Source organism: Azospirillum sp. A1-3, from assembly GCF_023806445.1.
Classification (GTDB): Bacteria; Pseudomonadota; Alphaproteobacteria; order Azospirillales; family Azospirillaceae; genus Azospirillum.
The window spans coordinates 599,913-625,849 of sequence record NZ_JAMSLU010000001.1; the positions used below are offsets into that span (position 1 = coordinate 599,913).

General features: G+C 67.8%; 25 protein-coding genes. 6 read left to right on the forward strand and 19 right to left on the reverse strand.

The features are described 5' to 3' along the window. The first annotated feature begins 94 nt into the window (after window positions 1-94). Both leuD and leuB read left to right on the forward strand, forming a co-directional pair. Window positions 95-706: a 3-isopropylmalate dehydratase small subunit gene (leuD, locus tag M5E06_RS02840; protein ID WP_109075248.1), complete on the forward strand. Its 612-nt coding sequence runs from the start codon at window positions 95-97 to the stop codon at window positions 704-706. Window positions 707-777: 71 nt separating this feature from the next. Continuing rightward, the gene (gene leuB, locus M5E06_RS02845; RefSeq protein ID WP_109153287.1) at window positions 778-1,893 is read left to right on the forward strand and encodes a 3-isopropylmalate dehydrogenase; all 1,116 of its coding nucleotides are present in this window, start codon (window positions 778-780) and stop codon (window positions 1,891-1,893) included. A 105-nt stretch (window positions 1,894-1,998) separates the two neighbouring features. On the opposite strand, the gene M5E06_RS02850 is transcribed toward leuB, so the two are convergent. Continuing rightward, window positions 1,999-2,289 (reverse strand): con-10 family general stress protein, encoded by a 291-nt coding sequence (locus M5E06_RS02850; protein WP_085088553.1) that lies wholly within the window; start codon window positions 2,287-2,289, stop codon window positions 1,999-2,001. A 165-nt stretch (window positions 2,290-2,454) separates the two neighbouring features. Then, complete coding sequence (locus tag M5E06_RS02855) at window positions 2,455-3,336, reverse strand: HpcH/HpaI aldolase/citrate lyase family protein (protein WP_252137085.1); 882 nt, start codon at window positions 3,334-3,336, stop codon at window positions 2,455-2,457. Between the two features lie 185 nt (window positions 3,337-3,521). On the opposite strand from M5E06_RS02855, the gene pdxY reads away from it, so the two are divergent. After that, on the forward strand, window positions 3,522-4,382 hold the full coding sequence (gene pdxY / locus M5E06_RS02860; protein ID WP_252137086.1) for a pyridoxal kinase PdxY: 861 nt from the start codon (window positions 3,522-3,524) through the stop codon (window positions 4,380-4,382). Between the two features lie 7 nt (window positions 4,383-4,389). Here the strand turns inward: pdxY and M5E06_RS02865 are convergent, their stop codons facing one another. Beyond that, window positions 4,390-6,579, reverse strand: a complete 2,190-nt coding sequence (locus M5E06_RS02865) for an ATP-binding protein (RefSeq protein ID WP_252137087.1) — start codon at window positions 6,577-6,579, stop codon at window positions 4,390-4,392. Between the two features lie 265 nt (window positions 6,580-6,844). Here M5E06_RS02865 and zapE point away from each other — a divergent pair, with 265 nt between their 5' ends. Next, the gene (gene zapE, locus M5E06_RS02870) at window positions 6,845-8,029 is read left to right on the forward strand and encodes a cell division protein ZapE (RefSeq protein WP_252137088.1); all 1,185 of its coding nucleotides are present in this window, start codon (window positions 6,845-6,847) and stop codon (window positions 8,027-8,029) included. Here the strand turns inward: zapE and bioB are convergent. From bioB to M5E06_RS02930, 11 genes are all read right to left on the reverse strand, one after another. Further along, window positions 7,971-9,035, reverse strand: coding sequence for a biotin synthase BioB (gene bioB, locus M5E06_RS02875; protein ID WP_252137089.1), 1,065 nt, complete (start codon window positions 9,033-9,035; stop codon window positions 7,971-7,973). The genes zapE and bioB overlap by 59 nt on opposite strands. Further along, window positions 9,032-9,628, reverse strand: coding sequence for a biotin transporter BioY (locus M5E06_RS02880; RefSeq protein WP_252137090.1), 597 nt, complete (start codon window positions 9,626-9,628; stop codon window positions 9,032-9,034). The genes bioB and M5E06_RS02880 overlap by 4 nt, the downstream gene beginning before the upstream one ends. 91 nt (window positions 9,629-9,719) lie before the next feature. Then, window positions 9,720-10,364 (reverse strand): GntR family transcriptional regulator, encoded by a 645-nt coding sequence (locus tag M5E06_RS35445; RefSeq protein ID WP_286208605.1) that lies wholly within the window; start codon window positions 10,362-10,364, stop codon window positions 9,720-9,722. A 59-nt stretch (window positions 10,365-10,423) separates the two neighbouring features. Then, on the reverse strand, window positions 10,424-11,380 hold the full coding sequence (gene lipA, locus M5E06_RS02895; protein ID WP_252137091.1) for a lipoyl synthase: 957 nt from the start codon (window positions 11,378-11,380) through the stop codon (window positions 10,424-10,426). Then, on the reverse strand, window positions 11,380-12,495 hold the full coding sequence (locus tag M5E06_RS02900; protein WP_252137092.1) for a 2,3-butanediol dehydrogenase: 1,116 nt from the start codon (window positions 12,493-12,495) through the stop codon (window positions 11,380-11,382). The genes lipA and M5E06_RS02900 overlap by 1 nt, the downstream gene beginning before the upstream one ends. Window positions 12,496-12,547: 52 nt before the next feature. Then, a complete protein-coding gene (locus tag M5E06_RS02905) occupies window positions 12,548-13,333 on the reverse strand; it encodes a glucose 1-dehydrogenase (protein ID WP_252137093.1) in 786 nt (261 codons plus the stop codon). A gap of 89 nt (window positions 13,334-13,422) precedes the next feature. Next, a complete protein-coding gene (locus M5E06_RS02910) occupies window positions 13,423-14,547 on the reverse strand; it encodes an acetoin dehydrogenase dihydrolipoyllysine-residue acetyltransferase subunit (protein WP_252137094.1) in 1,125 nt (374 codons plus the stop codon). A gap of 161 nt (window positions 14,548-14,708) precedes the next feature. Then, window positions 14,709-15,740, reverse strand: a complete 1,032-nt coding sequence (locus M5E06_RS02915) for an alpha-ketoacid dehydrogenase subunit beta (protein WP_252137095.1) — start codon at window positions 15,738-15,740, stop codon at window positions 14,709-14,711. Between the two features lie 37 nt (window positions 15,741-15,777). After that, window positions 15,778-16,761, reverse strand: a complete 984-nt coding sequence (locus M5E06_RS02920) for a thiamine pyrophosphate-dependent dehydrogenase E1 component subunit alpha (protein WP_109075236.1) — start codon at window positions 16,759-16,761, stop codon at window positions 15,778-15,780. 30 nt (window positions 16,762-16,791) lie between these two features. Next, entirely contained in the window at window positions 16,792-17,856 is a 1,065-nt protein-coding gene (locus tag M5E06_RS02925) for an ATP-NAD kinase family protein (RefSeq protein WP_252137096.1), read from the reverse strand. A 192-nt stretch (window positions 17,857-18,048) separates the two neighbouring features. Further along, on the reverse strand, window positions 18,049-18,351 hold the full coding sequence (locus M5E06_RS02930; protein ID WP_252137097.1) for a hypothetical protein: 303 nt from the start codon (window positions 18,349-18,351) through the stop codon (window positions 18,049-18,051). Window positions 18,352-18,556: 205 nt separating this feature from the next. On the opposite strand from M5E06_RS02930, the gene M5E06_RS02935 reads away from it, so the two are divergent. Beyond that, the gene (locus M5E06_RS02935; protein ID WP_252137098.1) at window positions 18,557-19,960 is read left to right on the forward strand and encodes an FAD-binding oxidoreductase; all 1,404 of its coding nucleotides are present in this window, start codon (window positions 18,557-18,559) and stop codon (window positions 19,958-19,960) included. Window positions 19,961-20,087: 127 nt separating this feature from the next. Here M5E06_RS02935 and M5E06_RS02940 read toward each other — a convergent pair whose 3' ends face one another. Further along, entirely contained in the window at window positions 20,088-20,555 is a 468-nt protein-coding gene (locus M5E06_RS02940) for a YaiI/YqxD family protein (protein ID WP_109153277.1), read from the reverse strand. Window positions 20,556-20,691: 136 nt separating this feature from the next. Here M5E06_RS02940 and ettA point away from each other — a divergent pair, with 136 nt between their 5' ends. Continuing rightward, complete coding sequence (ettA, locus tag M5E06_RS02945; RefSeq protein ID WP_252137099.1) at window positions 20,692-22,368, forward strand: energy-dependent translational throttle protein EttA; 1,677 nt, start codon at window positions 20,692-20,694, stop codon at window positions 22,366-22,368. 79 nt (window positions 22,369-22,447) lie between these two features. Here ettA and M5E06_RS02950 read toward each other — a convergent pair whose 3' ends face one another. From M5E06_RS02950 to M5E06_RS02965, 4 genes are all read right to left on the reverse strand, one after another. Further along, a complete protein-coding gene (locus tag M5E06_RS02950; protein WP_252137100.1) occupies window positions 22,448-23,569 on the reverse strand; it encodes a YsnF/AvaK domain-containing protein in 1,122 nt (373 codons plus the stop codon). Between the two features lie 5 nt (window positions 23,570-23,574). Beyond that, window positions 23,575-24,039, reverse strand: coding sequence for a YsnF/AvaK domain-containing protein (locus M5E06_RS02955; protein WP_109153274.1), 465 nt, complete (start codon window positions 24,037-24,039; stop codon window positions 23,575-23,577). A gap of 19 nt (window positions 24,040-24,058) precedes the next feature. Then, window positions 24,059-24,199 (reverse strand): hypothetical protein, encoded by a 141-nt coding sequence (locus M5E06_RS02960; protein WP_158282065.1) that lies wholly within the window; start codon window positions 24,197-24,199, stop codon window positions 24,059-24,061. A 157-nt stretch (window positions 24,200-24,356) separates the two neighbouring features. Next, window positions 24,357-25,853 (reverse strand): pentapeptide repeat-containing protein, encoded by a 1,497-nt coding sequence (locus tag M5E06_RS02965; protein WP_286208606.1) that lies wholly within the window; start codon window positions 25,851-25,853, stop codon window positions 24,357-24,359. Between the last annotated feature and the right edge of the window lie 84 nt (window positions 25,854-25,937).

Below are 25,937 nucleotides of genomic sequence, written 5' to 3' on the forward strand. Positions count from 1 at the left end.
GCAAGCTTCCTCTGGCAATGGCTTGTTCGGTCTGCTATTCACCACGCTCTGCATGCGCACGCTTGCGCCTTCTTGCGCGACAGGATTTCTGGCGATGGAAAAGTTCACGGTTCTCACCGGCGTTGCGGCGCCGCTGCCGATGATCAATGTCGATACCGATATGATCATCCCGAAGCAGTTCCTGAAGACCATCAAGCGGACGGGGCTTGGCAAGCATCTGTTCGACGAGATGCGTTACACCCCCGACGGGCAGGAGATCCCGGACTTCGTCCTGAACAAGCCGGCCTACCGCAAGGCCAGCATCCTGGTTTCCGGCGACAATTTCGGCTGCGGCTCCTCGCGTGAGCATGCGCCGTGGGCGCTGGCCGACTTCGGCATCCGCTGCATCATCGCCCCCAGCTTCGCCGACATCTTCTACAACAACTGTTTCAAGAACGGCATCCTGCCGATCAAGTTGCCGAAGGAGCAGGTGGACCTGCTGCTCGACGACGCGTCGCGCGGGTCGAACGCCGTCATCTCGGTCGACCTTGAGAAGCAGACCATCACCGGCCCGGACGGCGGCACCATCTCCTTCGAGCTGGACCCCTTCCGCAAGCATTGCCTGCTGAACGGCCTGGACGATATCGGCCTGACGCTGCAGCAGGCTGCCCATATCGATGGGTACGAGGGCAAGCAGCGCGCCGGTCAGCCGTGGATGTGGGGCTGACCGCCTCCGTCCTCCCCCGATCTCCTCAACTTCTGTCTTCTTGACGTCTGATATTTGGGAGTGCGCCCGCCATGGCCGCCAATAAGAAGCTTCTGTTCCTCCCCGGTGACGGTATCGGCCCGGAGGTGATGCGCCAGGTTCGCCGGGTCATCGACTGGATGGACCGCAAGCGCAAGATCACCTTCGACGTGTCCGAAGGCCTGGTCGGCGGCGCGGCCATCGAGGCCTACGGCGTTCCGCTGTCCGACGCCACGCTGGCCGAGGCGCTGGCGGTGGACGCGGTGATGCTGGGTGCTGTCGGCGGTCCGAAGTGGGACAACCCGACCGACTACACCAAGCGTCCGGAAGCCGGTCTGCTGGCCCTTCGCAAGGAACTGGGTCTGTTCGCCAACCTGCGCCCGGCGGTGGTGTTCGACGCCCTGGTCGACGCCTCGACCCTGAAGGCCGACGTCATCCGCGGCCTGGACATCCTGATCGTCCGCGAGCTGACCGGCGGCGTCTATTTCGGTGAGCCGCGCGGCATCACCGACATCGGCAACGGCGAGCGCCGCGGCGTCAACACCCAGGTCTACACCACCTCGGAAATCCGCCGCGTCGCCCGCGTCGCGTTCGAGCTGGCCCGCAAGCGCGGCAACAAGCTCTGCTCGATGGAAAAGGCGAACGTCATGGAATCCGGCCTGCTGTGGCGGCAGGAAGTGACCAAGCTGCACCAGGAAGAGTTCCAGGACGTCGAACTGAGCCACATGTACGCCGACAACGGCGCCATGCAGTTGCTCAAGAACCCGAAGCAGTTCGACGTAATCGTCACCGACAACCTGTTCGGCGACATCCTGTCGGACGAGGCGGCGATGATGACCGGCTCGCTCGGCATGCTGCCGTCGGCCTCGCTGGGCGCCCCGGATGCCAACGGCAACCGCAAGGCCCTGTACGAGCCGGTGCACGGCTCCGCCCCGGACATCGCCGGCCGCGATCTGGCCAACCCCTGCGCCACCCTGCTGTCCTTCGCGATGTGCCTGCGCTACTCGTTCAACCTGGACGAGGACGCCAAGCTGATCGAGCGGGCCATTCAGAACGTGCTGGGCGGCGGCATGCGCACGGCCGACATCATGGCCCCGGGCATGGCGCGCTGCTCCACCACCGTCATGGGCGATTCGATCCTGCGCGAGCTCGACAAGCTGGCGTCCTGATCACCCAATCGGCAGTGCTTTAAGAAAAAGCCCCCGTCCGCAAGGACGGGGGCTTTTTCGTCTGCACGATCCATAGCGTTTCAATCGCCCCAGTCGGTCGCCGCGTCAGTCGCCGCCTGCCGGACGGTCGGCCGACCGCCCGCCATGGCTCGCCTGTCCACCCTTGCGGCCGGCTTCCGCCGCCAGCGAGGGGTTCTTGGAGAAGCTGCGCGATGAGGCGGGGACACTGCGCCCACCCTTGCGCCCGGCTTCCGCCGCGAGTTCCGGGTTCTTTGAAAAGCTGCGTTTGTCGGCCGGCACGCTTTCGCCGCCCTTGCTGGCGATTTGGCGTTGCCGATCAGGGTCCATCGACGCGAAGCCGCGGCCCGACGTACGATTGCTCTCTTTCGAGGCCATAACCAACCTCCGACTGTGCCTTGTTGATTTGACAACCGGACAGCCGGGGGGTTGGTTCCAAATCACCGATAAATTATGCAACCGGAATTGTCGGTGCGGCGATCATTTCGTTTTGGGAACGGTCTTGCCGCGGCCGTTGCTCATCCCGCTGATCACCCCCGTTGCTCATCCTGGGGCTTGCAGCTTGGCGATGGCTTCGGCCAGGGTCACCAGCCGGCGGGCGTTCTCGACATGCAGGTTCTCCACCAGCTTGCCATCGACCAGAACCACGCCCTTGCCGGCGGCGGCTGCCTCCGCGTGGGCGACGATGATGCGGTGGGCCTGGGCAATCTCCTCGTCATCCGGGGCGAAGGCGGCGTTGCAGGCGGCAATCGTCTTGGGATGGATCAGCGTCTTGCCGTCGAAGCCCAACTCGCGCCCCTGCCGGCAGGAGGCGGCGAAGCCCTCGTCGTCGTTCAGGTCCAGATGCACGCCGTCCAGCACCGCCAACCCATAGGCCCGTGCCGCCAGCAGGCACAGCCCCAGGCTGGTGATCATCGGCAGGCGCTGCGCCGTGTGGGCGGCGTGCAGGTCCTTGGCAAGGTCCGAGGTTCCGAGCACCAGCGCGCCGACGGTGGGGGAGGATCCTGCGATCTCCTTGGCGTTCAGGATGCCCAGCGGCGTCTCCATCATGCACCAGATGGTCTGGCCGGCCGGCGCTCCGGCGGCGCGCAGCACCGCCTCGGCCTGCCGCACCGCGTCGGCGCTCTCCACCTTCGGCAACAGCACGGCATCGGCGCCGCTGGCCGCGGCCATGCGCAGATCGTCATAGCCCCAGGGGGTGTTCAGACCGTTGACGCGGACGATCAGTTCCCGCCCGCCATAGCCGCCGGCCGACAGCGCGGTCGCGATGGTGTCGCGCGCCATCGCCTTGGCGTCGGGGGCGACCGCATCCTCCAGGTCGAGGATCAGCCCGTCGGCGGGCAGGCTGCGTCCCTTCTCCAGGGCGCGGGCGTTCGAACCCGGCATGTAGAGCACGCTGCGGCGGGGGCGGACGGTCGTGGCCATGACGGTTTCCCGAAATGCGGATGGTTGGAGACGGCAGCTTTAGCCGCGGGGCGCCGCCCTGTCCATGGGCCAGGCCGTCACAGTGCCCGCATGGGCCGGCGCATGGCAGCCATGCCGCAAGCCCCGGCCGTCGTCCCGGAGTCGGCGGCTTTACGCCCGGCGGATGGTCGCTTAGGCTTTCCCGCATGAAAAGCGTCCTCACCATCCAATCGCACGTCGCCTATGGCTATGTCGGCAACCGGGCCGCGGTGTTTCCGCTGCAGCGGTTGGGGATCGACGCCACGGCGGTGAACACCGTCCAGTTCTCCAACCACACCGGCTATGGCGCCTGGACCGGACAGGTCTTCACGGCGGAGCATATTGCCGACATCGTCGACGGCATCGCCGCCCGCGGCGTGCTGCCGGCTCAGGACGCGGTGCTGTCCGGCTATATGGGCGCCGTCGAACTGGGGCAGGTGATCGTGGAGACCGCGGCGCGGGTGAAGGGCGCCAATCCGAATGCGATCTACTGCTGCGATCCGGTGATGGGCGATGTCGGGCGCGGTTTCTTCGTGCGGCCCGGCCTGCCGGAATTCATCCGCGACCATGCGGTGCCGGCCGCCGACCTGATGACGCCGAACCAGTTCGAGCTGGAGTATCTGACCGACCGCAAGGTGGAAACGCTGGACGACGCGCTGGCCGCCAGCGCGGCGTTGCGCGCGCGCGGGCCGCGGCTGGTGCTGGTCACCAGCCTCACCCGTAGCGATGCCGATCCCGACAGCATCGAGATGCTGGCGGACGGCGCCGACGGCTCCTGGCTGGTGTCCACGCCGCGCCTGACCTTCGACCCGCCGCCCAACGGGTCGGGCGACGCGGTGGCGGCGCTGTTCCTCGCCCATTACCTGACCGCCTTCCACCCGGCCGACGCGCTGGAAAAGGCGGCGGCGGCGATCTTCGCCATCTTCGAGGCGACCAAGCGCATCGGCACGCGCGAGCTTCAGCTGATCGCCGCCCAGGACGATTTCGTCAACCCGCCCCGCCGTTTCACCGCAACGCGGATTCGCTGAGGCGGTCTCAGGCCGCAGGCGCGGCGTGGCTGCCCATTTTCATGGGACGATCCACCACCCGTTCCGCCGGCAGCCATACCGTCATCTCGGTCCCGGCCCCCGGCGCGCTGCGGCAGGTCAGCGTTCCGCCATGCAGGTCGATGAAGTTCTTCGAGATCGACAGGCCCAGCCCGGTGCCCTCGTACCTGCGGTTCGCGGCATTCTCCGCCTGACGGAAGGGCTGGAACAGGTCGGCCATGAAGTCGGGCGGGATGCCGATCCCGGTATCGGCCACCGTCAACGCGAAGCCGCCATCCTCGTCCAGCCCGGCGGTGATGGTGATGCTTCCGCCGTTGGGCGTGAACTTCACGGCGTTGGACAGCAGGTTCAGGATCACCTGCTTAAAGGCCCGGCGGTCGACCCACAGGGTGGCGACGGCGGCGGTCGCCTCGTTGTGGATGGCGACCCCGCCGGCGGCGGCGCGGTCGCGCACCATCATCAGGCATTGCCCGACCGCCTCATGCGCCTCGACCGCCTCTTCGCACAGCTCGAACTGGCCGGATTCCAGCTTCGACATGTCCAGCACGGCGTTGACGATGTCGAGCAGATGGCGGCCGCTATCGTGGATGTCGGCGATGCAGGATTTCTGCCGTTCGTTGACGGCGCCGAAGAACTCGCTGTCCAGCACCTCGGCGAAGCCGATGATGGCGTTCAGCGGGGTGCGCAGCTCGTGGCTCATGTTGGCCAGGAATTCGCTCTTCGCCCGGTTCGCCAGTTCCGCCTGCGTCTTTGAGGCGATCAGTTCCGCCTCCTGCTGCTTGCGGCGGGTCATGTCGCGGATGACGCCGACATAGATGCGTGGTTCGTCCGGACGCAGCGCGCCGACGGAAGCCGGGTAGGAGTCCGCTGCGCAGGGGCCGCCGCCCAACCGCAGATCGCTGACGGTGAAGCCGACCGGAAAAGCACGGCCGTCACGGCGCAGGGCGGTCAGGTCGCGGTCGTTGGCGCCGCCGCGGGCGTCGGGGATCAGTGCCTCGATCGGCTGGCCGATCATCTCGCGCTCCGGCACGCCGAACATCATCTCGGCCGCCCGGTTGAAGGTGACGATGCGCCCGGCGGTGTCGAAGGTCACCACCGCATCCAGCATGGAGTCGAGGATGCCGCGAATCCGGCGCGAGGCGCGGGCCAGACGGGCCTGATCCTCCTCGCGACGGGCATGCTGGCGGACGACGAAGGCGGTCAGCAGGGCGATGGCGATCGTCATCGCCGTGCCGATGGAGGTCCAGGCCGCGGTATCGCGCCGCCATTCGGCCAGCGCCACCGCCACCGGCAATGTCGCCACGATGACGAAGGGATAGCCCTGCACCCGCCGCACGCTGACCAGACTGTCGATTCCGGCCCCCGGGCCGGGTACCATGCCGCGGATGGTGGTCTCGTCATGCGCGGCAAGCGCAGTCCACACCGCCGGCCAATCGGTCAGCCGGTCCGGTCCGTTGCGGCCGGGCGGCCGGTCCAGCAGGACGGTGCCGTCCTCCAGCGCCAGGAACACGCTGCCCTTGCGGTCGATGTCCCGCGATTCCAGCGTCGCCGCCAGGCGCGTCGGATCGACCATGGCGACCATCACGCCACGGAAGCCGCCGTCCCGGTCCAGCCAGCGCCGGCTGAAGGGGATGACCTGGGTGCCGGGCTTCACCCGGCTGTTGATGGCGGCACCGACATACAGCCCCTCTCCGGCACCCTTGCGCGGCCCACTGAAATAGGCGCGGTCGGACAGCGGAAGCTTCGGAAGAGGCACGTCGGCCGAATGATGCAGGGCGAAGCCGTCACTGTCGACCACCACCAGATCGGCCAGTTCGGCAAAGGAATCGCGCCGCTGGCGCAAATGGTCGTGGATGGCCGTGCTGCCGCGGCGCGTGCCCTCGGGAAGCGTATCGAGTGCGAAGGACAGGTCGCGCAGAAGCTGGTCCACCGCGAAGGCCGTCCGCAGCGTCTGCGATTCCAGCATACGGGCAAGATCGCGGGTGGCGCGCTCGCCGGCATCCAGCGCCTCGCGCCGGCCCTGGACGATGCCGTAGCCGATCAGCGCGTTCACCACCAGGATGAAGGCAAGGCCGGACGCGGTCATCAGGAACCGCACCGATCCCAAACGGCCACGCAACGCCCGCGCCAGACCGGTGGGGCAGGACAGCGGGGGGGAGGCAGACCCGGGGGCGGGCATCGGCGTTTCGGCTTCCAGTGGGGCTTGCGGCCGGACGGCCCGTGTTGACTAGATGAACCGGTACCCTAAAGAAAGTGTAACTGGACTGAAACATGGGGATTGCCGATGCGCGCAGATGCCGCGCCGCCGCGTTCCCGTCCCGGGAGCCGACATCGCGCCTTGCGCCACCCTGCCATTCCCCGTCACCGTCCCGTCGGCGGTTGCCGGGAGCGGCTCCATCGGCTAGGTAAGGGACCATCTTGGCAGCCGGATTGCCCATAGTCCCATGACCGACGGACCGCTTTCGCTCTACCGCGCCCGCCGCGGCAGCGGCACGCTTCGCCCCGATCCCGACCAGGAATTGGCGGCGGAGAAGTTCCAAAGCCTGTATCAGGCGCTGAAGGGCTATCAGCCGCAGCCCGCCGGCGACGACAAGCCGGCCGGGGGAGGGTGGCTGGAACGGTTCGGCCTGGGCCGCCGCCGCGCCACCCCGCCGCCGCCGGACATCGCCTCCACCGCGCCGCAGGGGCTGTACATCTACGGCAGCGTCGGGCGCGGCAAGTCGATGCTGATGGACCTGTTCTATGAGACCGCTCCGGTCGACAAGAAGCGGCGCGTCCATTTCCATGAATTCATGCTGGAGATCCACCAGCGCATCCACGACCACCGCCAGTCCGGCAAGGGCAAGGGCAAGGGCAAGGGCGACGGCCCGGACGAGGCGCTGCCCGAACTGGCCCGCGCGCTGGCGGACGAGGCGTGGCTGCTCTGCTTCGACGAGTTCCACGTCACCAACATCGTCGATGCGATGATTCTCGGCCGGCTGTTCACCAACCTGTTCGATTTGGGCGTGGTGGTGGTGGCGACCTCCAACTGGCCGCCGGACATGCTGTACAAGGACGGGCTCCAGCGCGAGCTGTTCCTGCCCTTCATCGCGCTCCTCAAGGACAAGCTCGACATCCTGTCGCTGGACGGCCCGACCGACTATCGTCTGGACCGTCTGAAGGGCGTGCCGATCTACCACCACCCGCTGGGCGCGGCATCGGATGCCGCCCTTGCCAAGGCCTTCTCCGACCTGACCGGCGATGCGGCTGGCGAGCCCTGCCACCTGACGGTGCAGGGCCGCCGCGTCGAGATCGACCGTGCCGCCAAATGCGTGGCCTGGGTCGATTTCTGGAACCTGTGCGGCAAGCCGCTGGGGGCGGCCGACTATCTGGCCATCGCCACCCATTTCCACACGGTGCTGATTAACCACGTGCCCACGATGAAGGACGAGCTGCGCAACGAGGCCAAGCGCTTCATGACGCTGATCGACGCGCTGTACGAGCACAAGGTGAACGTCGTCATCGCCGCCGAGGGCCCGCCCGAACGCCTTTATCCGGAAGGCACCCACGCTTTCGAGTTCGAGCGGACCGTCAGCCGGCTGATGGAGATGCAGAGCGAGGACTACCTGCAACGGCAGCATTTGACCTGACCGGTCCCGGCGCCATCCGCATTCCCAGCGTCGCCAGCAGTGCGGCGTCCTGCGCACGCTGGGGGTTGCCGGTGGTCAGAAGGGTATCGCCGGTGAAGATCGAATTGGCCCCGGCCAAGAAGCACAGGGCCTGCCACTCGTCGCTCATGGCATGGCGGCCGGCCGATAGCCGCACCACGCTGGCCGGCATCAGCAGGCGAGCGAGGGCGACCAGCCGGATGAAGGCGATGGGTGTGGCCGGTTCCGCCCTGTCCATCACCGGCGTGCCGGGAATGGCGTTCCACATGTTGAGCGGCACGCTTTCCGGCGGCGGGGCCAGGTTGGCCAGGATGACCAGCATGGCGATGCGGTCGTCCACCGTCTCGCCCATGCCGATGATTCCACCGCTGCACAGCTTGATTCCGCCTTTCCGGACGAGACTCAGCGTGTCCAGCCGGTCGTCCATCGTCCGGGTGGTCGCGATCCTGGAATAATGAGCGCGCGAGGTGTCGATGTTGTGGTTGTAGTAATCCAGCCCCGCATCACCCAGCCGCCGGACCTGCTCGGGCGCCAGCATGCCCAGCGTCACGCAGGTCTCCAGGCCCAGCGCCCGGACGCCTTCGATCATCCGGCAGACACTGTCAAGGTCGCGGTCCTTCGGGCTGCGCCACGCCGCCCCCATGCAGAACCGCGTGGCGCCGGCCTCCCGTGCCTTCCGCGCTTCGGCCAACACGCTGTCGACCTCCATCAGCTTCGTCGCCTTGACGCCCGTCTTGTGATGGGTGCTTTGAGAGCAATAGCCGCAGTCTTCCGGACAGCCGCCGGTCTTGATGCTGAGCAGCGTCGCCGTTTCAACCTCGTTGGGATCGAAATGCCGGCGGTGGAGGGTTTGCGCCCGGAACAGAAGCTCGGGTAAAGGCAGGTCGTAAAGCTCGCGCGCCGCGGCCTCGGTCCAAGTGACCGGGCAGTCGGCATCGGGCGTCGTCTTCGCTTCCGGTCCGGCCTGGAGGTCGGTCGTGGTGCTCATCGGTTGGACCCCTCCCGACGGCAACCGGGCAGCAGCCGGGTCGGCAGAAGCGCCGCGCCGGCCGCGACCATCGCGATCTTCGTCAGGTCGCCCAGGATGAAGGGGGTGAAGCCGAGGTCGAGGAGGCGGCCGGCTGGAACGAAGAGGGCCAGCCATGCGAGGCCCAGCGCATAGACAGCGGCCAGTCCGGCCAACATCGCCCCGACCCGGCCGACGCTGCCGCGGCCTTGCGCAAGCGTGCCGGTGATCCAAGCTGCCGCGAAATAACCCACCAGATAGCCGCCGGTCGGTCCCGCCATATAGGCGAGCCCGATCCCACGCTCCGGCGTGCCGGAGAAAACGGGCAATCCCGCCGCGCCGGCGGCCAGATAGGCGAAAAGGGTGGCGGTCGCAAGCCGCGGACCGGCGGCCACGGCAATCGCCATGACGGCCAGCGTGTGCAGCGTCATCGGCGTCGGCCAGAACGGCACCTGGATCTTTGCCGACAGCGTGAGGAGGCAGACGCCGAGCAGGACGGCGCCGGCCGCAGGAAAGGCGGCTCCCCTGAGAGCCTTGCGGTTGGGTGCCTCGCTGAGGATCGATGGATGGTTCATGCTGCAGGATTCCGATTATAGATAATCACTGGAACTATCTATAACGAATCCACAGCCACGCTTCCTGCGCAAGCGAATTATAGATAAAACTTCAGCCGACGATGGCGAAGCTGTCCCGGTGCTTGCCACCGGAAACCGGAACCGGGCGGTGGCCGATCCATTGGACATGGCGGGCAAGGGTGGCGCAGGCGGCATCCACCTGCCCCCGCCGCAGCGCGCCAAGGATCGCACGGTGGTCGTGGTCGGTGCGTGCCTCCCATTCCGACCTCCATGTGGCGAACAGGAAACGGGCGCTGGCCGCATGCAGATCGTCGATGGTCGCCAGCAGCCGCGGCATGTTGCAGGGCGCCAGCAGCAGCCGGTGGAAGCGCCGGTTCGCTTCCTCCCAACTGCGGACGTCGCGGGAGGAATCGACCGCTCCGGTCGCGTCCTCCGCCTCGTCCAGGATGGCGGCGGTCAGGTTGGGCGCCGCATGGCGCAAGGCCAGGACCTCCAGCGCCGCCCGCATCTCCGCCACTTCCTTCACCTCGGCCAGGGTAAAGGAGGCGACCCGCACGCCGCGGCGCGGTTCGCTGACCACCAGACCCTGCGCTTCCAGCCGGCGGAACGCCTCCCGCACCGGGACATGGCTTGCCCCGAATTCCTCGGCGATGTGGTCCTGGCGAAGCCGGGAACCCGGGGCGATGGTGCCGGCGATGATCCGCTCCGCCAATACCCGGCTGATGCGGACCGCCAACGTGTCTTCCTTGGGAGCGTTCATTCTTAATAGATAAAATGACGACCGGCGAAAGTCGATCAGACTGTCTCCGCTCCCTGGGGTGCGGCGGCTCCCATTGCCGACGCCCGTGCCCGCCGCCGCAACTCCTCGAAGTCACGGCCGGCGTGGTGGGAGGAGCGGGTCAACGGGGTCGCCGACACCATCAGGAAGCCTTTCGCCCGCGCCACCGTGCCATAGCGCTCGAACTCCTCGGGCGTGACGTGGCGGGCAACCGGGTGGTGGTTGGGGGTGGGGCGGAGATACTGGCCGATGGTCAGGAAATCGACGCCCGCCGCCCGCAGGTCGTCCATCACCTGCAACACCTCCGCCGGCTCCTCGCCCAGCCCGACCATGATGCCGGACTTGGTGAAGATCGACGGGTCGCGCTCCTTCACCCGTTCCAGCAGACGGAGCGAGCCGTAATAGCGCGCTCCCGGCCGCACATCGGCGTAGAGCCGCGGCACGGTTTCCAGATTGTGGTTGTAGACGTCGGGCCGGGCATCCGCCACCGCCTCCACCGCCCCTGGCTTGTTGCGGAAATCCGGCGTCAGCACCTCCACCGTCGTGGTGGGGGAGGTGTCGCGCAGGCGGCGGATGCAGCGGGCGAAATGCCCGGCACCGCCGTCCGGCAGATCGTCGCGGTCGACCGAGGTGATGACGACATGGGCAAGGCCAAGTTCACCCACCGCCTCGGCCAGCCGGTCCGGTTCGTGGGGATCGAGCGCGTCCGGCCGGCCGGTGGCGACGTTGCAGAAGGCGCAGGCCCGCGTGCACACACTGCCCAGGATCATCACCGTGGCGTGCCGCTTGCTCCAGCATTCGCCGATGTTGGGGCAGGCGGCCTCTTCGCAGACCGTGTTCAGCCCGTGGCGGCGGACGAGCGACTGGGTGTCCTCGAACGCCGCCCCGCCGGGCGCGCGGGCGCGGAGCCAGGCCGGCTTTTCGGCCCGGTGCTCCGGGCGGGCGGGCTTCATGTGCATCGCGGGCAGGGCCATCAGTGGACGAGCTCCGGCTGTTCGGCGGCAGCAGGAACCGCCTGCGGCTGCACGATGATCTTCACGTTGCGGTCCTTGTGGGCGACCAACTCCTCGAAGCCACCGCTGACGATGTCGTTCAGGGTGATGCGGCCGGTGATCAGAGGCTGCACGTCGATGCGGCCGTCGGCGATGAAGCGGATGACGTCGGCGAACTCGCCATTGTAGGCCAGCGAGCCGATGACCTGCTTCTCGGTGGCGACGATCTCGAAGAAATTGAAGGAACTCGGCTCCTCGAAGATGCCGACCAGCACCGCCTTGCCGGCCTTGCGGATCACGTCGATGGCGAGCTTGGCGGTGTCGCGGTGGCCGATGCACTCGAACGACACGTCGGCGCCATAGCCGCCGGTCAGCGCCTTCACCTCCGCCACCGCGTCGCATTCCTTGGGGTCGAGCACGATGGAGGCGCCGACCTCCAGCGCCTTGGCCTTGCGGGCGGCGGACATCTCCAGGACGATGATCCGGCCCGCACCCGCCGCCTTCGCGCACATGATGGTGCAGAGCCCGATGGTGCCGGCGCCGACCACCACCACCGTCTCGCCGACGATGCTGCCGGCCTTCTTCACCGCATGCATGCCGACCGCCAGCGGCTCGATCAGGGCGCCGGCCTCGGTCGGGAAGCCGTCGGGCAGTTTGTAGAGCAGTTCGGCCGGGACATTGACCAGGCTGGCGAAGGCGCCGTTGTTCATCAGACCGGTGAAGGCCAGCTTTTCGCAGATGTTGTACATGCCGTGCTTGCAGTAATAGCACTCGCCGCAATGCTGGCAGGCGTCGGCCGCCACCCGGTCGCCGACGGCAAAGCCGGTCACACCCTCGCCCAGCGTCGCGATCTCGCCGCTGAATTCGTGGCCGAGGATGCACTGGCCCTTCAGGCCGGTCAGCGGGTGGGGGGTGTCGACCGGGATGAAGACCGGGCCGGCGACATATTCATGCAGGTCGGACCCGCAGATGCCGCACCAATGCACCTTGATCTGCACCCAGCCGGCCGGCGGGGCGCCCGGCAGCGGCACGTCTTCGACGCGGATGTCCTTGCGGCCGTGCCAGACGGCGGCCTTCATCGTGTCGGTCGAACTCATGGGATGTGTCCTCCGGATTTATTCTTATGAGCGGGGCAGGCGTTCAGGACGGTCAGGCGAACACCATCCCGCCATCGACCAGCAGGGACTGGCCGGTCATGAAGTCGCTGTCGGACGAGGCGAGGAAGCGGGCGACGCCGACCAGGTCCTCGGGACGCGACGGCCGGCCGAGCACGGCGCCGGCGGCGAACATGTCGAAGGCCTCGTTCTCGGACTTGGTGATGCCGGTGTCGCGGAATCCCTGGTCGATGATCTTCCACATCTCGGTTGCCACCACGCCGGGGCAGATGGCGTTGGCGGTGATGCCGTCCTTGCCGAAGCCGCGGGCGGCGGCCTGGGTCAGGGCCACGACGGCGAACTTGCTGGCGGAGTAATGGGCCAGCGGCTCGTAGCCCTGCTTGCCGGCGATGGAGGCGGTGTTGACGATCTTGCCGCCGCCACCCTGCTTCTTGAACGTCTTGATCGCTTCCTGCATGCCGATCAGCACGCCCATTGCGTTGACGTCGTTGACCGTGTGCCAGTCGTCCTCGGTGATGTCGAGGAAGGGCTTGGTCTGGGCGATGCCGGCATTGTTGAAAATGACGTCGAGCCGGCCATGGGCCTTCACCGTCTCGTCGATCATGCGGCGGACGGCGGCGCGGTCGCGGACATCGACGGTGACGGCGATGGCGGTGCCGCCGGCGGCGCGGATGGCCTCGGCCACCTGCTGGGCGTCGGTCTCGGTGCGGTCGGCGACGGTCAGCTTGGCACCGTCGGCGGCCAGCGCCTTGGCGATGGTGGCGCCGATGCCGCGGCCGGCGCCGGTGACGATGATGCTCTTGTCCTTGAGATCAGGCATGAGCGGTCTCCTGCCGGCGCGCTGGCTGTCGGCCGCACGCCGGTGGCGAGGGGTTCAGGAACCGGAAGAGGGGCGGGAAGGGGGCCGCCTCAGCTCACCTTGGCGATGTGGTCCTTCAGCAGCGCGTTCACTTTGCCGGCCGCCTCCATCTGCACCATGTGGCCGGCGCCGGGGAGGACGGCGACCTGTGCCGTGTTCGCCAGCGCCTGGGCGTGATCGGCGGGGATGACGCGGTCCTCCTCGCCCCACACGACGAGCGTGGGCGTCTTCGCATCCGCGACCCCGGCGGCGAGCACGCTGGCTTGGCGGCCATCGGCGAACAGCGACGTCGACAGCGCCCGCAGCGCCTCGTCCACGCCATCCAACCGCTTGTACTTCAAGAGGTCGTCAACCAGATTGCGGCTGACAAGGCCACGGTCGGCGAACAGCGTCTCCAGGACCGGTTTCAGGTCGCGGCGCGATGTCGCACCGATGAAGCCCTGGATGTAGCCGTGATCGATCTGCTCGCCCAGGCCGGCCGACGCGATCAGCGACAGCGACGCCACCCGGCCCGGCGCGTCGAGCGCGGTGCGCATCGATACCGCCCCACCCATGGAATGGCCGACGAAATGGGCGCGCTCCACCCCGACCGTGTCGAGGAAGCCCAGCACCGCCTTCGACAGGCCGGACAGGCTGGGATCGGCGATCTGCTTGGTCGACTGGCCATGGCCGGGCAGGTCGAGCGCATAAACGGTGGCGTTCTCCGCCAGCGCGTCGATGGTGAACAGCCAGTTGTCGAGATCGCCGCCGAAGCCGTGCACCAGCAGGACGGTCGGGCCGCTCTCCCCACGCTTGGCGTAGCGGATGGTGCCCGCCGGCGTCTCGGCGGTGTGGTACTGCGGGCCGGCCTCGGCCTCGCCGTCGTCTTCGCTGGCCGGGACGGCATAGGCGCTGATGAAGGCGTCGATGTCGTCGTCCGGCACGTCGGGTTCGGCCAACACCGCGATCAGCGCCTTGACCGGATAGACGGTGCCGGGTTCGCCCAGCACACGGCGCAGGACGCCGGTCTCTCCCGCCTCGACCACGTTGGTGATCTTGTCGGTCTCGACCTCCAGCAGCTCATCGCCGATGGAGATGGTGGACCCCGGCCGCTTCAGCCAGCCGGTGACCTTGCCCTCCGACATGGACAGGCCCCATTTCGGCATGACGATGGGCTTGATGCGCTCGTTCAACATGGAACTCGGTCTCCTGGGGAATTTCTTGTTTTGCTAAGGATGCCCCCACCCCAGCCCTCCCCCGCTTCGCGGGAGAGGGAGTGAGCGCCATAGCGGCGGAGTTCCCTCTCCCGCGTCAGCGGGGGAGGGTTAGGGTGGGGGCAATCAGGCCGGCGCCTACCTCACGCCGCGATGCTGCGCGCGCCCTTGGGCGACAACGTACGTCGCACCGCGCTGGCGATGCTGTCGGCGCTGGGGACGTACAGGTCCTCCAGCGACGGCGCGAAGGGCACGGGCGTATGCGGCGCCGTCACCATCTGAATGCCGGCCTTCAGTGCCCCGAAGGCGTTCTGCCCGACGAAGGCGGCGATGTCGGTGGCGAGGTTGCAGCGCGGATGCGCCTCGTCCACCACCACCAGACGGCCGGTGCGCTCGACGCTTTCGACGATGGTGTCCCAATCGATGGGCGACAGGGTGCGCAGGTCGATCACCTCCGCCTCGGTGCCGTCCTTGGCCAGGGCCGTCGCCGCCTCCATCGCGCGGTGGACGGTCAGGCCATAGCTGACGATGGTCACGTCGTCGCCGTCGCGCAGCACGTTCGCCTCGCCGAAGGGGATGGCGTAGCTCTCCGCCGGAACCTCGCATTCCAGGCCGTAGAGGTTCTTGTGCTCGCAGAAGATGACGGGGTCGTTGTCGCGGATCGACTGGATCAGCAGGCCCTTGGCGTCATAGGCGTTGCTGGGGCAGACCACCTTCAGCCCCGGAATGTGGGTGAACAGCGGGGTCAGCATCTGCGAATGCTGGGCGGCGGCGCGGAAACCGGCGCCGACCATGCCGCGGATCACCACCGGCGTCACCGCCTTCCCGCCGAACATGTAGCGGAACTTGGCGGCCTGGTTGAAGATCTGGTCGAAGCAGACGCCCATGAAGTCCAGGAACATCAGCTCCGCCACCGGCCGCAGCCCGCAGGCGGCGGCACCGATGGCCGCGCCGATATAGGCGGATTCCGACAGCGGCGTGTCCATCAGCCGGTTGCCATGCTTGGCGTACAGACCTTTGGTGACGCCCAGCACGCCGCCCCAGGCATCATCCTCGCCCTGGGCGCCGGTTCCGCCGACGATGTCCTCGCCCATGACGATGACGGTGGGGTCGCGGCGCATCTCCAGGTCCAGGGCCTCGTTGATCGCCTGCTTCATGCTGATCTTGCGGGACATGTGTTTCCTCCGCGCGTTTGGCGTTTCTTGAATTGGCTCAGTAGGTGACGTAGACGTCGCTCAGCAGGTCTTCCGCCGCCGGCAGCGGGGCGGCCTTGGCGGCGCGCACGGCGTCCTCGATCAGCGCATTCACCTCGCGGTCGACGGCCTGCAACTCCTCCCGTGCAATCACCCCGGCCTCGATCAGCCGTTCCGACAGGATGGTCAGGCAGTCGCGCGACGCGCGGATCGCCTCCAGCTCGCCCTTGGCGCGGTAGGTCTGGGCGTCGCCTTCGAAATGGCCGTAGAAGCGGACCATGTTGCATTCCAGCAGAGCCGGGCCGCCGCCGTCGCGGGCGCGGCGGATGATCTCGCCCGCCGCCTCGTACACCGCGAAGAAGTCGGTGCCGTCCACCGTGACGCCCGGCATGCCGAAGCCGGTGGCGCGGTCGACATAGCTGTCACAGGACACCGCCCACTCCATCGCGGTGGATTCGGCGTAGCCGTTGTTCTCCACCACGAAGACCACCGGCAGGTTCCACACCGCGGCGAGGTTCAGGCTCTCCAGGAAGGTGCCCTGGTTCGACGCGCCGTCGCCGACGAAGGTGATGCCGACGCCGCGGTCGCCGCGTACCTTGGCCGCCAGCGCTGCGCCGCAGATCAGCGGCGCTCCGGCGCCGAGGATGCCGTTGGCGCCCATCATGCCCTTGGACAGGTCGGCGATGTGCATCGACCCGCCCTTGCCCCGGCAGGCGCCGGTGGAGCGGCCATAGATCTCCGCCATCATCGCGTGGACATCGACGCCCTTGGCGATGCAGTGGCCGTGGCCGCGGTGGGTGGAGGCAATGCGGTCATTGTCGTTCAGGTGCATCATGATGCCGGTGGCGCAGGCCTCCTCGCCGGCATAGAGGTGGACGAAGCCGGGGATGTCGCCCTTGGCGAAATCGACGTGCAGCCGCTCCTCGAACTCGCGGATCGTCCGCATGGTGCGGTAGGCCTTCAGCAACTCGTCCTTGCCGAGGGGGAAGGGATTCTGGGCCATGAGGTGTTTTCTCCCTGGTTGATTTGATGTTTAGAAAGCGGCCGTGACGGGCACCGGGGTGCCGGTCAGCAGCCGGTTCTGGCCGGCGTGCCGCATCACCGCGGCGACGTTGACCGTGCGGAAGGCGTCGTCCCGGAGCGTCAGGGACAGACGGTCGCGTTCGGTGAAGGACAGTTCGCGCTCCCCATCCAGCGCGATTGAGCCGGCGGTGACCTCCGGCACGAAGGCCACGTCGGCCGGCATGCGGCGCCAGTCGGTGACACCGACCTGGGCCATCATCCCCGGCGCGATGGGGGCGTGGAGCGTGGTGCTCCTGCGGCAATTGCCGTCGGGTGACAGCCGCACCATCAGGCCGCCGCTCTCTTCACGGCCGACGGGTTCCAGCAGGCCGGCGATGGCCGACATGCCGATCACCTCCGGGTCGGCGAAGGTGACGTAGAGTTCGCGGAAATTCTCGGTCCGCCACAGGGCGCGGGCGCCGATGTAGCGCTCCGTCACCAGCGCCACGTCGACCAGCGCCATCTCGGTGACCACCCCGCCGTTCGCCCCACGGTCGAGGGACACGTCGATGCGCTTGTTGGCGGCGAAGGCGATGTGCGGCGGCACCCGGCCGGTGACCGCCAGCCCGGTGGCGAGCCCGGTGATCGTCGGCTCGCGGTGTTCGGGGAAGGCGTTGTTGGTGCCGGTGGAGATGCCGGCGATCGGCACCGTCCCGCATTCCGCCGCCACCGCCCGGTGGGTGCCGTCGCCGCCCAGCACCACCAGGGCCGAGACGCCGGCCCGCCGCATCTCGGCGGTGGCGCGATGGGTGTCGGCGACGGTGCCGGTGATCGGCATCGAAACCGGGTGGAGAGCGGGGTAGATGTCCTCGCCGCGCGACCGGGCGCGCATCATGCCGCGGTCTACATGGGCGCGGATGCCGCCATTCTCCGGCATCATCAGAACGTCGCGAACGCCGCAGGCATGCAGCGCCGCCAGCACCCGCAGCAGGATGTTCGCCCGGTCGGCGATCTGCAGGCTGGTGGCGTTGGCGACGACCCGGCGGATGTCGCGGGCGGAAACCGGATTGGCGACGATGCCGACGACCGGAGCCAAGATTGCGCCTCCCCCTCGTTGCGGCGCGCCGTTGATCGACGCGCGGTTCGAAGGGGTAAGAGCAACCGCCGTGCCAGATGATCAGTTCAGCGGATTTTCTTGATTTTCAACGGTCGGGAGTGGTGCGGCAGGGTGGGGCGCTGCAACAGGTGTTGCACGGACTGTTGCGCCGCCGGTGCAACAGGTGTGGCATCACTCGGCAGCCGGCGGGACCGCGGCGATGCGGGTGGGGATCATGGCATTGATGGTCTGGCGCTGTTCGTCCAGCCGGGCGCTGACGACCTTTAACTCGGTGCGCAGTTCGACATGCCTCTCCTTCTGAACCTCCTGGAAGGTCTGCATCTCGCTCTTGAAGGTAGTCATTTCGTTCTTGAAGTCGCGCAGGTCACGCTCCAAACGGTCGAGCCGCTCGCTGTTGGAATCCAGCTTGCCGGTGAAATGCCGGCCCATGTCAGCGATCGCATTCAACACATCGGTGAGCGTCGGTTCGGCCATCTGCCACTCTCCATTCGATTGAGTGATGATGGATCCCACTCGCGTGTGAGTCAATGGCGGCCCACATTCGTATTCACCCGCCGCACACCGGCATTCCACCCCTGCGCAGCGCCTGTCTTGCCAAGGGCTTGCCTGCCGCTTTAGCCTCGCTTGGTCATACCAATGAACCATTCCAGTGACTCATCGACCGGGGAGGACAACACCCATGACCGTCATCGCCACCACCCAGCCGCGCGCGGCCCTGACCGAGGAGGCTCGGGCCGAGCTGACGGCTCTGCTGGGCGACCGGTTCACCACCTCCCTGCCGGTGCGCGAGCATCACGGCAAGGACGAGTCCTATCACACGCCCTGTCCGCCGGACGGCGTCGCCTTCGCCAACTCGACCGAGGAAGTCAGCGCGATCGTGAAGATCTGCGCGAAGCACAAGCTGCCGGTCATCCCCTTCGGCACCGGCACCTCGCTGGAGGGCGGCATCGCCGCGCTCGCCGGCGGCATCACCATCGACCTGTCGGGCATGCAGCAGATCCTGCGCGTCAGCCCGGAGGATCTGGACGTCACCGTCCAGGCCGGCGTGACCCGCAAGCAGTTGAACGAGCATCTGCGCGACACCGGCCTGTTCTTCCCCATCGATCCCGGCGCCAACGCCTCGCTCGGCGGCATGACGGCGACGCGGGCCAGCGGCACCAACGCCGTGCGCTACGGCACCATGCGCGAGAATGTCCTGGGCCTGACCGTGGTGCTGGCCGACGGCCGCGTCATCAAGACCGGCGGGCGGGCTCGCAAGTCGGCGGCCGGCTATGACCTGACCCGGCTGTTCGTCGGCTCCGAAGGCACGCTCGGCATCATCACCGAGGTGACGCTGAAGCTCTACGGCATTCCGGAAGCCGTCTCGTCGGCCGTCTGCGCCTTCCAGACCATCAAGGGCGCGGTCGACACGGTGATCCAAACCATTCAGGTCGGCGTTCCGGTCGCCCGCATCGAGCTGCTGGACGAGGTGCAGATCGACGCCGTCAACAAATACTCCAAGCTCGACTACGCGGTCGCCCCGACCCTGTTCTTCGAATTCCACGGCACCGAGGCCGGCGTGAAGGAGCAGGCGGAGATGGTCGCCGCCATCGCCGCCGAGCATGGCGGCATGGAGTTCGCCTGGGCCACCCGGCCGGAGGACCGATCGAAGCTGTGGCAGGCCCGGCACGACGCCTACTACGCCGCGCTGGCCCTGCGTCCGGGGTCGAAGGGCTGGCCGACCGACGTCTGCGTGCCGATCTCGCGGCTTGCCGACTGCATCCTGGAAACCAAGCAGGATCTGGCCGAGTCCAACATGCTGGCCCCGATGGTCGGCCATGTCGGCGACGGCAACTTCCACCTCGTCTATGTCCTCGACCCGGAGAACCCGGCCGAGCTGGCCGAGGCCCAGCGCCTTGCCGACAAGATGGTGACCCGCGCGCTGGAGATGGGCGGCACCTGCACCGGCGAACACGGCATCGGTTACGGCAAGATGGCGTTCCTGGAGCAGGAGACCGGCGAAGCGTTCAACGTCATGGGCGACCTGAAGCGCGCATTCGATCCGGACAACCTGCTGAATCCGGGCAAGGTGGTGCGGGTGTAAGGGGGCGCGGCCCCCTCCCTAACCCTCCCCCACCGGCGGTGGGAGAGAGAACTCCGCCGTACTGGCGCTTACTCCCTCTCCCGCGTCAGCGGGGGAGGGCAGGGGTGGGGGCACCCGCCGCAGCCCCTCACCGGAACTTCGGCCGCCGCCCAGCCTTCAGCGCCTGCACCGCTTGGTCAAGCGTCTGCAGGAATTGCGATTTGTCGCGCTGGCTCATCGGCGCGTTGCCGCCGCCGACCACGCCCATGTCACGCAGGTCCTGCATCAGCGCGCGGGTGGCGAGCGCCGAGCCGACGCTGTCCGGCGTGAAGGGGCGTCCGGTCGGGCCGATCACCACCGCGTTCCGCTTCACACAGCGGTCGGCAAGCTGGATGTCGGCGGTCACAACGATGTCGGTCGGTCCGGCCTGCTCGGCGATCCAGTTGTCGGCGGCGTCGAAGCCGTCGCTGACCACCACCAGTTCCGCCATGCATTCCGTCGGCAGGCGCAAGGGCGCGTTGGCGACCAGCCAGACCTTGCAGCCGGTGCGGCCGGCGACCTTGTAAATCTCGGCCTTCACCGGGCAGGCATCGCCGTCCACATAAATCTCGACCAATGCTGCTCTCCCTCTCGTTCCGATCAGCCAACATGGTTTCGCCCGCCGTTCTTATGCGCTAAAACCTCGGGTCAGCGAAGTGGCGCCGTTCGGCGGCGCCTTTTTCATTCCCCGGTTGAGAAAGTCGGAGCGGCGCATGGCGTCCTATCAGTATGTCTACGTCATGAAGGGCCTGACCAAGGTCTATCCTGGCGGCAAGAAGACCCTCGACAACGTGTGGCTCTCGTTCCTGCCGGGGGTGAAGATCGGCGTGCTCGGCGTGAACGGCGCCGGTAAGTCGACGCTGCTCAAGATCATGGCCGGCCTCGACAAGGACTACTCCGGCGAGGCCTGGGTGGCGGAGGGCGCCAAGGTCGGCTACCTGCCGCAGGAACCGCAGCTCGATCCGACCAAGACCGTCCAGGAGAATGTCCTGGAGGCGCTGGCGGAGACCAAGGCGCTGCTCGACCGCTTCAACGAAGTGTCGAACCTGATGGCCGATCCGGACGCCGATTTCGACGCGCTGCTGGCCGAACAGGGCGAGTTGCAGGAGAAGATCGACGCCGCCGACGCCTGGGACATCGACCGCACGGTCGAGATTGCCATGGACGCGCTGCGCTGCCCGCCGGGCGATGCCGACGTGACCAAGCTGTCCGGCGGTGAGAAGCGCCGTGTTGCGCTCTGCAAGCTGCTGCTGGAAAAGCCCGACCTGCTGCTGCTCGACGAGCCGACCAACCATCTCGACGCCGAATCGGTGGCGTGGCTGCAGAAGCACCTGGAGGACTACAAGGGCACCGTCGTCCTGGTCACCCACGACCGCTACTTCCTCGACAGCGTCACCGGCTGGATCCTCGAACTCGACCGCGGCGCCGGCATCCCCTACGAGGGCAACTATTCGTCCTGGCTGGAGCAGAAGCAGAAGCGCCTGGAGCAGGAAGGCCGCCAGGAGGAGTCGCGCCAGAAGCAGCTCGCCACAGAGCTGGAATGGATCCGGCAGAGCCCGCGCGCCCGTCAGGCCAAGAGCAAGGCCCGCATCACCGCCTATGAGACGATGCTGGCCGAGAGCGGCAAGGAGCAGGCCGGCGAGACGAAGATCGTCATCCCGGTGCCGCCGCGTCTGGGCAACGTCGTCATCGAGGCGGAGAACATCGCCAAGGGCTTCGGTGACCGCCTGCTGATCGACGGCCTGTCCTTCCGCCTGCCGCCCGGCGGCATCGTCGGCGTCATCGGCCCGAACGGCGCCGGCAAGACCACGCTGTTCCGCATGATCACCGGGCAGGAGGGGCCGGACGCCGGCACCTTCCGCGTCGGCGACACGGTGAAGCTGGGCTATGTCGACCAGAGCCGCGACAGCTTGAACCCGAAGAAGTCGGTGTGGGAGGAGATCTCCGACGGGCTCGATCTGGTGGAGCTTGGCAAGAAGACCATGCCCAGCCGCGCCTACGTCTCCAGCTTCAACTTCCGCGGCCCCGACCAGCAGAAGAAGGTCGGCCAGCTGTCGGGCGGTGAGCGCAACCGCGTCCACCTCGCCAAGATGCTGAAGTCGGGCGCCAACGTCCTGCTGCTCGACGAACCGACCAACGACCTGGACGTCGACACCCTGCGCGCCCTGGAAGACGCGCTGGAGGGCTTCGCCGGCTGCGCCGTGGTCATCAGCCACGATCGCTGGTTCCTCGACCGCATCGCCACCCACATCCTGGCCTTCGAGGGCGACAGCCACGTCGAGTGGTTCGAAGGCAACTTCCAGGATTACGAGGCCGACAAGAAGCGCCGCCTCGGCGCCGATGCCGACCAGCCGCACCGCATCAAGTACAAGCCGCTGGTCCGCAGCTGATCCTGTAGGCTGACGGAAAAGGCCGCCCCCTCCGGCTGGAAGGGGCGGCCTTTTTCATGACCGCGAACGGTCAAACCCGTTAGCGGGTGACGTCGTCCGACCGGTCGGTGCGGCGGTCGCGCAGGTTTTCGTCCCGCGTGTCCTCGATCTCGACCTCGGTGCGGCGGACGGTGTCGCGGACGCTCTGGGCGCGTTCCTCGACGTCCTTGCGGACAACGACCGTCTCGCGGACATGGGCGGTCTTGCTGACCACCGCTTCCTCGTCGGTCTCCGTCACCTCGATGGTGCGTTCGCGGAAAGCGTCGGCCGGAACCTCGGTGCTGCCCTCCACCATGCCGCCGGGGCGACGCTCGACGGTGACCGTCTCGTCACGCAGGCGCACCTGCTCCTCGACCGGCGTCTCGACGACATAGCTGCGGACGCGGACGCCGCCGCGCTCCACGGTGCGCTTGCCGATGTTGACCTGCTCCTCGACGACCGGGATCTGCTCCTCCCGTTCGGACGTGCCGGTGCGGGTGCGTTCGGTGTTCACGTCACGCATGGCGGCGGCGGCGCCGGTCAGGCCAGTCCCTTCGGTGGTGGTGCGGCCCGGCGAATAGCGCAGCCGCTCCTCTTCCGCCGAGCGGTCGTCATAATAGTCGGCGGTCTCGTCGTATCCGGTCCAGCCGGACTCGCGATAGGCGCTGCCGCGTGCCTCGACATCCACCACATTGCCGCGCTCCAGCACCTCCATGGCGCGGTCGACATCGTCCTCGTCCAGCCGGATCTTCAGCAGCGAGCCGCCGCGACGGACGCCTTCGGCATAAACCTCCGCATCCCGGTTCGGCACGCCCCAGCCGGCGAGGCGGGTCAGCATGCCGCCCGAACCGGTGCCGGTCGTGGAGCCCGTGTAGCCCGTGGTTCCCGTCGCCGTCGTGCCGGCCCCCATGCCGGTTCCCGGCACCGTGTTGGGCGAGGCGACATAGCCGGTGGACAGGTCGGTGCGGGCCATGCCGCTGGCCGCACCCAGCGACGCGTCGCCGGTGGTGGTGCCCATACCGGTTCCGGTCGCGGACGTCCCGCCGCTCCAGCCGCCGCCGATCAGGTCGCCGTGCGACAGGATTTCGATGGCGCTGGACTCGAAACCGGCGGCCTGCAGGTCTCGCGAGGCGGTTTCGGCGTCGGATCGGTGGTCGTAGAGGGCGACGATGGTCTTGGTCATCGGCTTTACTCCTCAGACATGTTCTGATTGGGGGACCGGACGGGTGCGGTCGGGGCTGTGACCCGCTCCACCACCGCCTCTTCGGAACGCAGGGTGACGGGCTGCTCGACTTCGACGGTGCGCCGGGATTTGCGGATGTGCAGTTCTTCGCGGAGGATCAGGCGGCGCTCCACCACCAGCACTTCCTCGACCAGCGGGATCACCGTCACGTCGCCTTCCTGGCGGATGCCGGGATGGGCGTCGATCTCGCGATCGATGGGCACGCGGGTGACCGTGGCCTCTTCATGCTCCAGCGCTTCGCGGACCATCTCTTCGCGTTCGGAAACGCGCGTGGTGACGCGGACGCGGCTTCGTTCCACCCGCTGCTTGCCGACGGTCACCGACTCGTCGTGCAGGGGAATGACCGCATCGCCTTCGCCATCGCCTTTGTCGGCGCTCCGGGCGAGGGGCGGTCCGTTGTCGGCCGTCATGGCGGCGGGTGCTGCCGGGTCAGCGGAACAGGAGATAGAGGACGATCGCGACCACGATCAGGCCGATGATGATCCACATCCAGTTCATACCCGAACTGCCGGCCCCGCCGTCGGAGCCGTCATACACACCAACTTTCCTGGGCTTCTGTTCGTCTGCCATGGGAGCCTCCTTCGGGTGTCGACCGGCGGGCTCTTGCCCCCATCCGGCGTGCTCCCTTCAAACAGGAGGTCCTTTGGATCGTTCCCCCTGTTCGTTTCGGAGAATCAACGATCCTGTGTTTTCGAAGGTTCGGCGGAAGGCGGAATGACTGCCGGCCTTAGCCGGCCATCTTCTGGTGCTCCAGAAAGGCGGTCTTCAGCAGCGCCTTCAGGTCGTCGCCATATTGGTGGAAGCGGACGGACAGCTGGCCGCGCTCCTCGTCGCGATGCAGGACGACAAGGTTGGCGACGGCGGCCACCTCCTGCCGGTCGGCCAGGACGACGCGGGCCTGGAAGGTCTGGCCGCGTTGGTAGGGCTGGTTGACCGCCAGCAGGCAAAGCCCGCCCACCGACCAGTTGCGGGCCGGGAAGCTGCCATGGTCGGTGTGGACGACCATGCCGGGCCGGACGAAGCGCTTCTGCCGCCGCCGCTCTTCCGGCGGGGGAGGGGGGAAGGGGCTGGACGCGCCGGGCATGTCGATGCCGGACCGGTCGGTCAGCGCGTTCTTGAACACGGCGCCCCGCACCACCGCCGGCCCCATGGTGGAGTCGCGCAGGTCGGAGTCCGAGAAGTCGGCGCCCTCGAAATTGGCCGGCCAGTCGCGGCCGCCGGCCAGCGGAACCGGTCGGGCGTCCACACCATTCATCAGCGTGTGCGCCAGATAGGCGCGGCGCAGGGTGGCTCCGCGCAGCACGGTGTCGCGCAGGTCGGCCTCGTCCAGATCGATATAGGACAGCTCCGCCATTTCCAGGCTGGCCTTGGTCAGGCGGGCGCCGGGCAGACGGCAGCGGCGCAGCCGGGCCGCCGCCAGCGTCCGCCCATGCAGGTCCGCCCCGGCCACCGACACGAGGTCGAGGTCGAGCCGCGCCCCCTCCGCACCGCCGCTGTCGACCCAGCGCTCGTGCCGCTCCACCAGCTCCAGGAACTCGGCGACAGGCATCGCGGTGTAGCTGGGCTGGACGATCGCGTCGGGCGGCAGAGCGAAGGGGATGAAGGTGCGGGTCAGCGTGGCGTGATCCATCACCGTGTTGCCGAACACGGCCCCGTCCAGGTTGGCGCCGCAGAAATCGGTGCCCATCAGCACGGCCGAGGTCAGCTCCGCCCCGGTCAGGTCGGCATCGTTCAGGTCGGCGCCGGTCAGGTCGCAGCCGGAGAAGTTGGCGCCGGCCAGGATCGACCGCTCCATCTTCGCTTCGGTCAGCCGGGTGGTGCCGGTGCCGCGGGCCGTTGGGCTGCCGTCCGTTCCACCGCTGTCCACCAGTTCGCCGGCGCGGAAATCGGCGCCGCGCAGGTTGGCGTCGGTCAGCAGCGCACGGTGCAGGTTGGCGCCGCGCAGATCGGCGCCGGTCAGGATGGCGCCGGTCAGGTTGACCGCCTCCATGTCGGCGCCGAACAGATCGGCCTGCGACAGGTCGGCCTTCACCATGCGGGTGTTGCTGAGATTGGCCCCGGCCAGCTTGGCGCCGGCCAGCGACACCCGCTCCAGGTTCAGCCGCGACAGGTCGCGGAAGCTGAGATCGGCGCGCCGGCCGCTGGACGGACGCTTCAGCCACGCCTGATGCGCCTGGATGATCGTCCGGAGTTCGTCGATCTCTTTCGGATCGCGTTCGGCCATGGCGTCGGGTTCCCGGATCCACCGTATGACGAAAGACAGCAGCGTCGGGGCAACGATAGCCCGTTCGGGCAGGCGCGTCACGGT

Coding starts and splice junctions, on each gene's coding strand:
- leuD (WP_109075248.1), top strand. CDS start 95: ATGGAAAAGTTCACGGTTCTCACCGGCGTTGCGGCGCCGCTGCCGATG.
- leuB (WP_109153287.1), top strand. CDS start 778: ATGGCCGCCAATAAGAAGCTTCTGTTCCTCCCCGGTGACGGTATCGGC.
- M5E06_RS02850 (WP_085088553.1), bottom strand. CDS start 2,289: ATGGCCTCGAAAGAGAGCAATCGTACGTCGGGCCGCGGCTTCGCGTCG.
- M5E06_RS02855 (WP_252137085.1), bottom strand. CDS start 3,336: ATGGCCACGACCGTCCGCCCCCGCCGCAGCGTGCTCTACATGCCGGGT.
- pdxY (WP_252137086.1), top strand. CDS start 3,522: ATGAAAAGCGTCCTCACCATCCAATCGCACGTCGCCTATGGCTATGTC.
- M5E06_RS02865 (WP_252137087.1), bottom strand. CDS start 6,579: ATGCCCGCCCCCGGGTCTGCCTCCCCCCCGCTGTCCTGCCCCACCGGT.
- zapE (WP_252137088.1), top strand. CDS start 6,845: ATGACCGACGGACCGCTTTCGCTCTACCGCGCCCGCCGCGGCAGCGGC.
- bioB (WP_252137089.1), bottom strand. CDS start 9,035: ATGAGCACCACGACCGACCTCCAGGCCGGACCGGAAGCGAAGACGACG.
- M5E06_RS02880 (WP_252137090.1), bottom strand. CDS start 9,628: ATGAACCATCCATCGATCCTCAGCGAGGCACCCAACCGCAAGGCTCTC.
- lipA (WP_252137091.1), bottom strand. CDS start 11,380: ATGGCCCTGCCCGCGATGCACATGAAGCCCGCCCGCCCGGAGCACCGG.
- M5E06_RS02900 (WP_252137092.1), bottom strand. CDS start 12,495: ATGAGTTCGACCGACACGATGAAGGCCGCCGTCTGGCACGGCCGCAAG.
- M5E06_RS02905 (WP_252137093.1), bottom strand. CDS start 13,333: ATGCCTGATCTCAAGGACAAGAGCATCATCGTCACCGGCGCCGGCCGC.
- M5E06_RS02910 (WP_252137094.1), bottom strand. CDS start 14,547: ATGTTGAACGAGCGCATCAAGCCCATCGTCATGCCGAAATGGGGCCTG.
- M5E06_RS02915 (WP_252137095.1), bottom strand. CDS start 15,740: ATGTCCCGCAAGATCAGCATGAAGCAGGCGATCAACGAGGCCCTGGAC.
- M5E06_RS02920 (WP_109075236.1), bottom strand. CDS start 16,761: ATGGCCCAGAATCCCTTCCCCCTCGGCAAGGACGAGTTGCTGAAGGCC.
- M5E06_RS02930 (WP_252137097.1), bottom strand. CDS start 18,351: ATGGCCGAACCGACGCTCACCGATGTGTTGAATGCGATCGCTGACATG.
- M5E06_RS02935 (WP_252137098.1), top strand. CDS start 18,557: ATGACCGTCATCGCCACCACCCAGCCGCGCGCGGCCCTGACCGAGGAG.
- ettA (WP_252137099.1), top strand. CDS start 20,692: ATGGCGTCCTATCAGTATGTCTACGTCATGAAGGGCCTGACCAAGGTC.
- M5E06_RS02950 (WP_252137100.1), bottom strand. CDS start 23,569: ATGACCAAGACCATCGTCGCCCTCTACGACCACCGATCCGACGCCGAA.
- M5E06_RS02955 (WP_109153274.1), bottom strand. CDS start 24,039: ATGACGGCCGACAACGGACCGCCCCTCGCCCGGAGCGCCGACAAAGGC.
- M5E06_RS02960 (WP_158282065.1), bottom strand. CDS start 24,199: ATGGCAGACGAACAGAAGCCCAGGAAAGTTGGTGTGTATGACGGCTCC.
- M5E06_RS02965 (WP_286208606.1), bottom strand. CDS start 25,853: ATGGCCGAACGCGATCCGAAAGAGATCGACGAACTCCGGACGATCATC.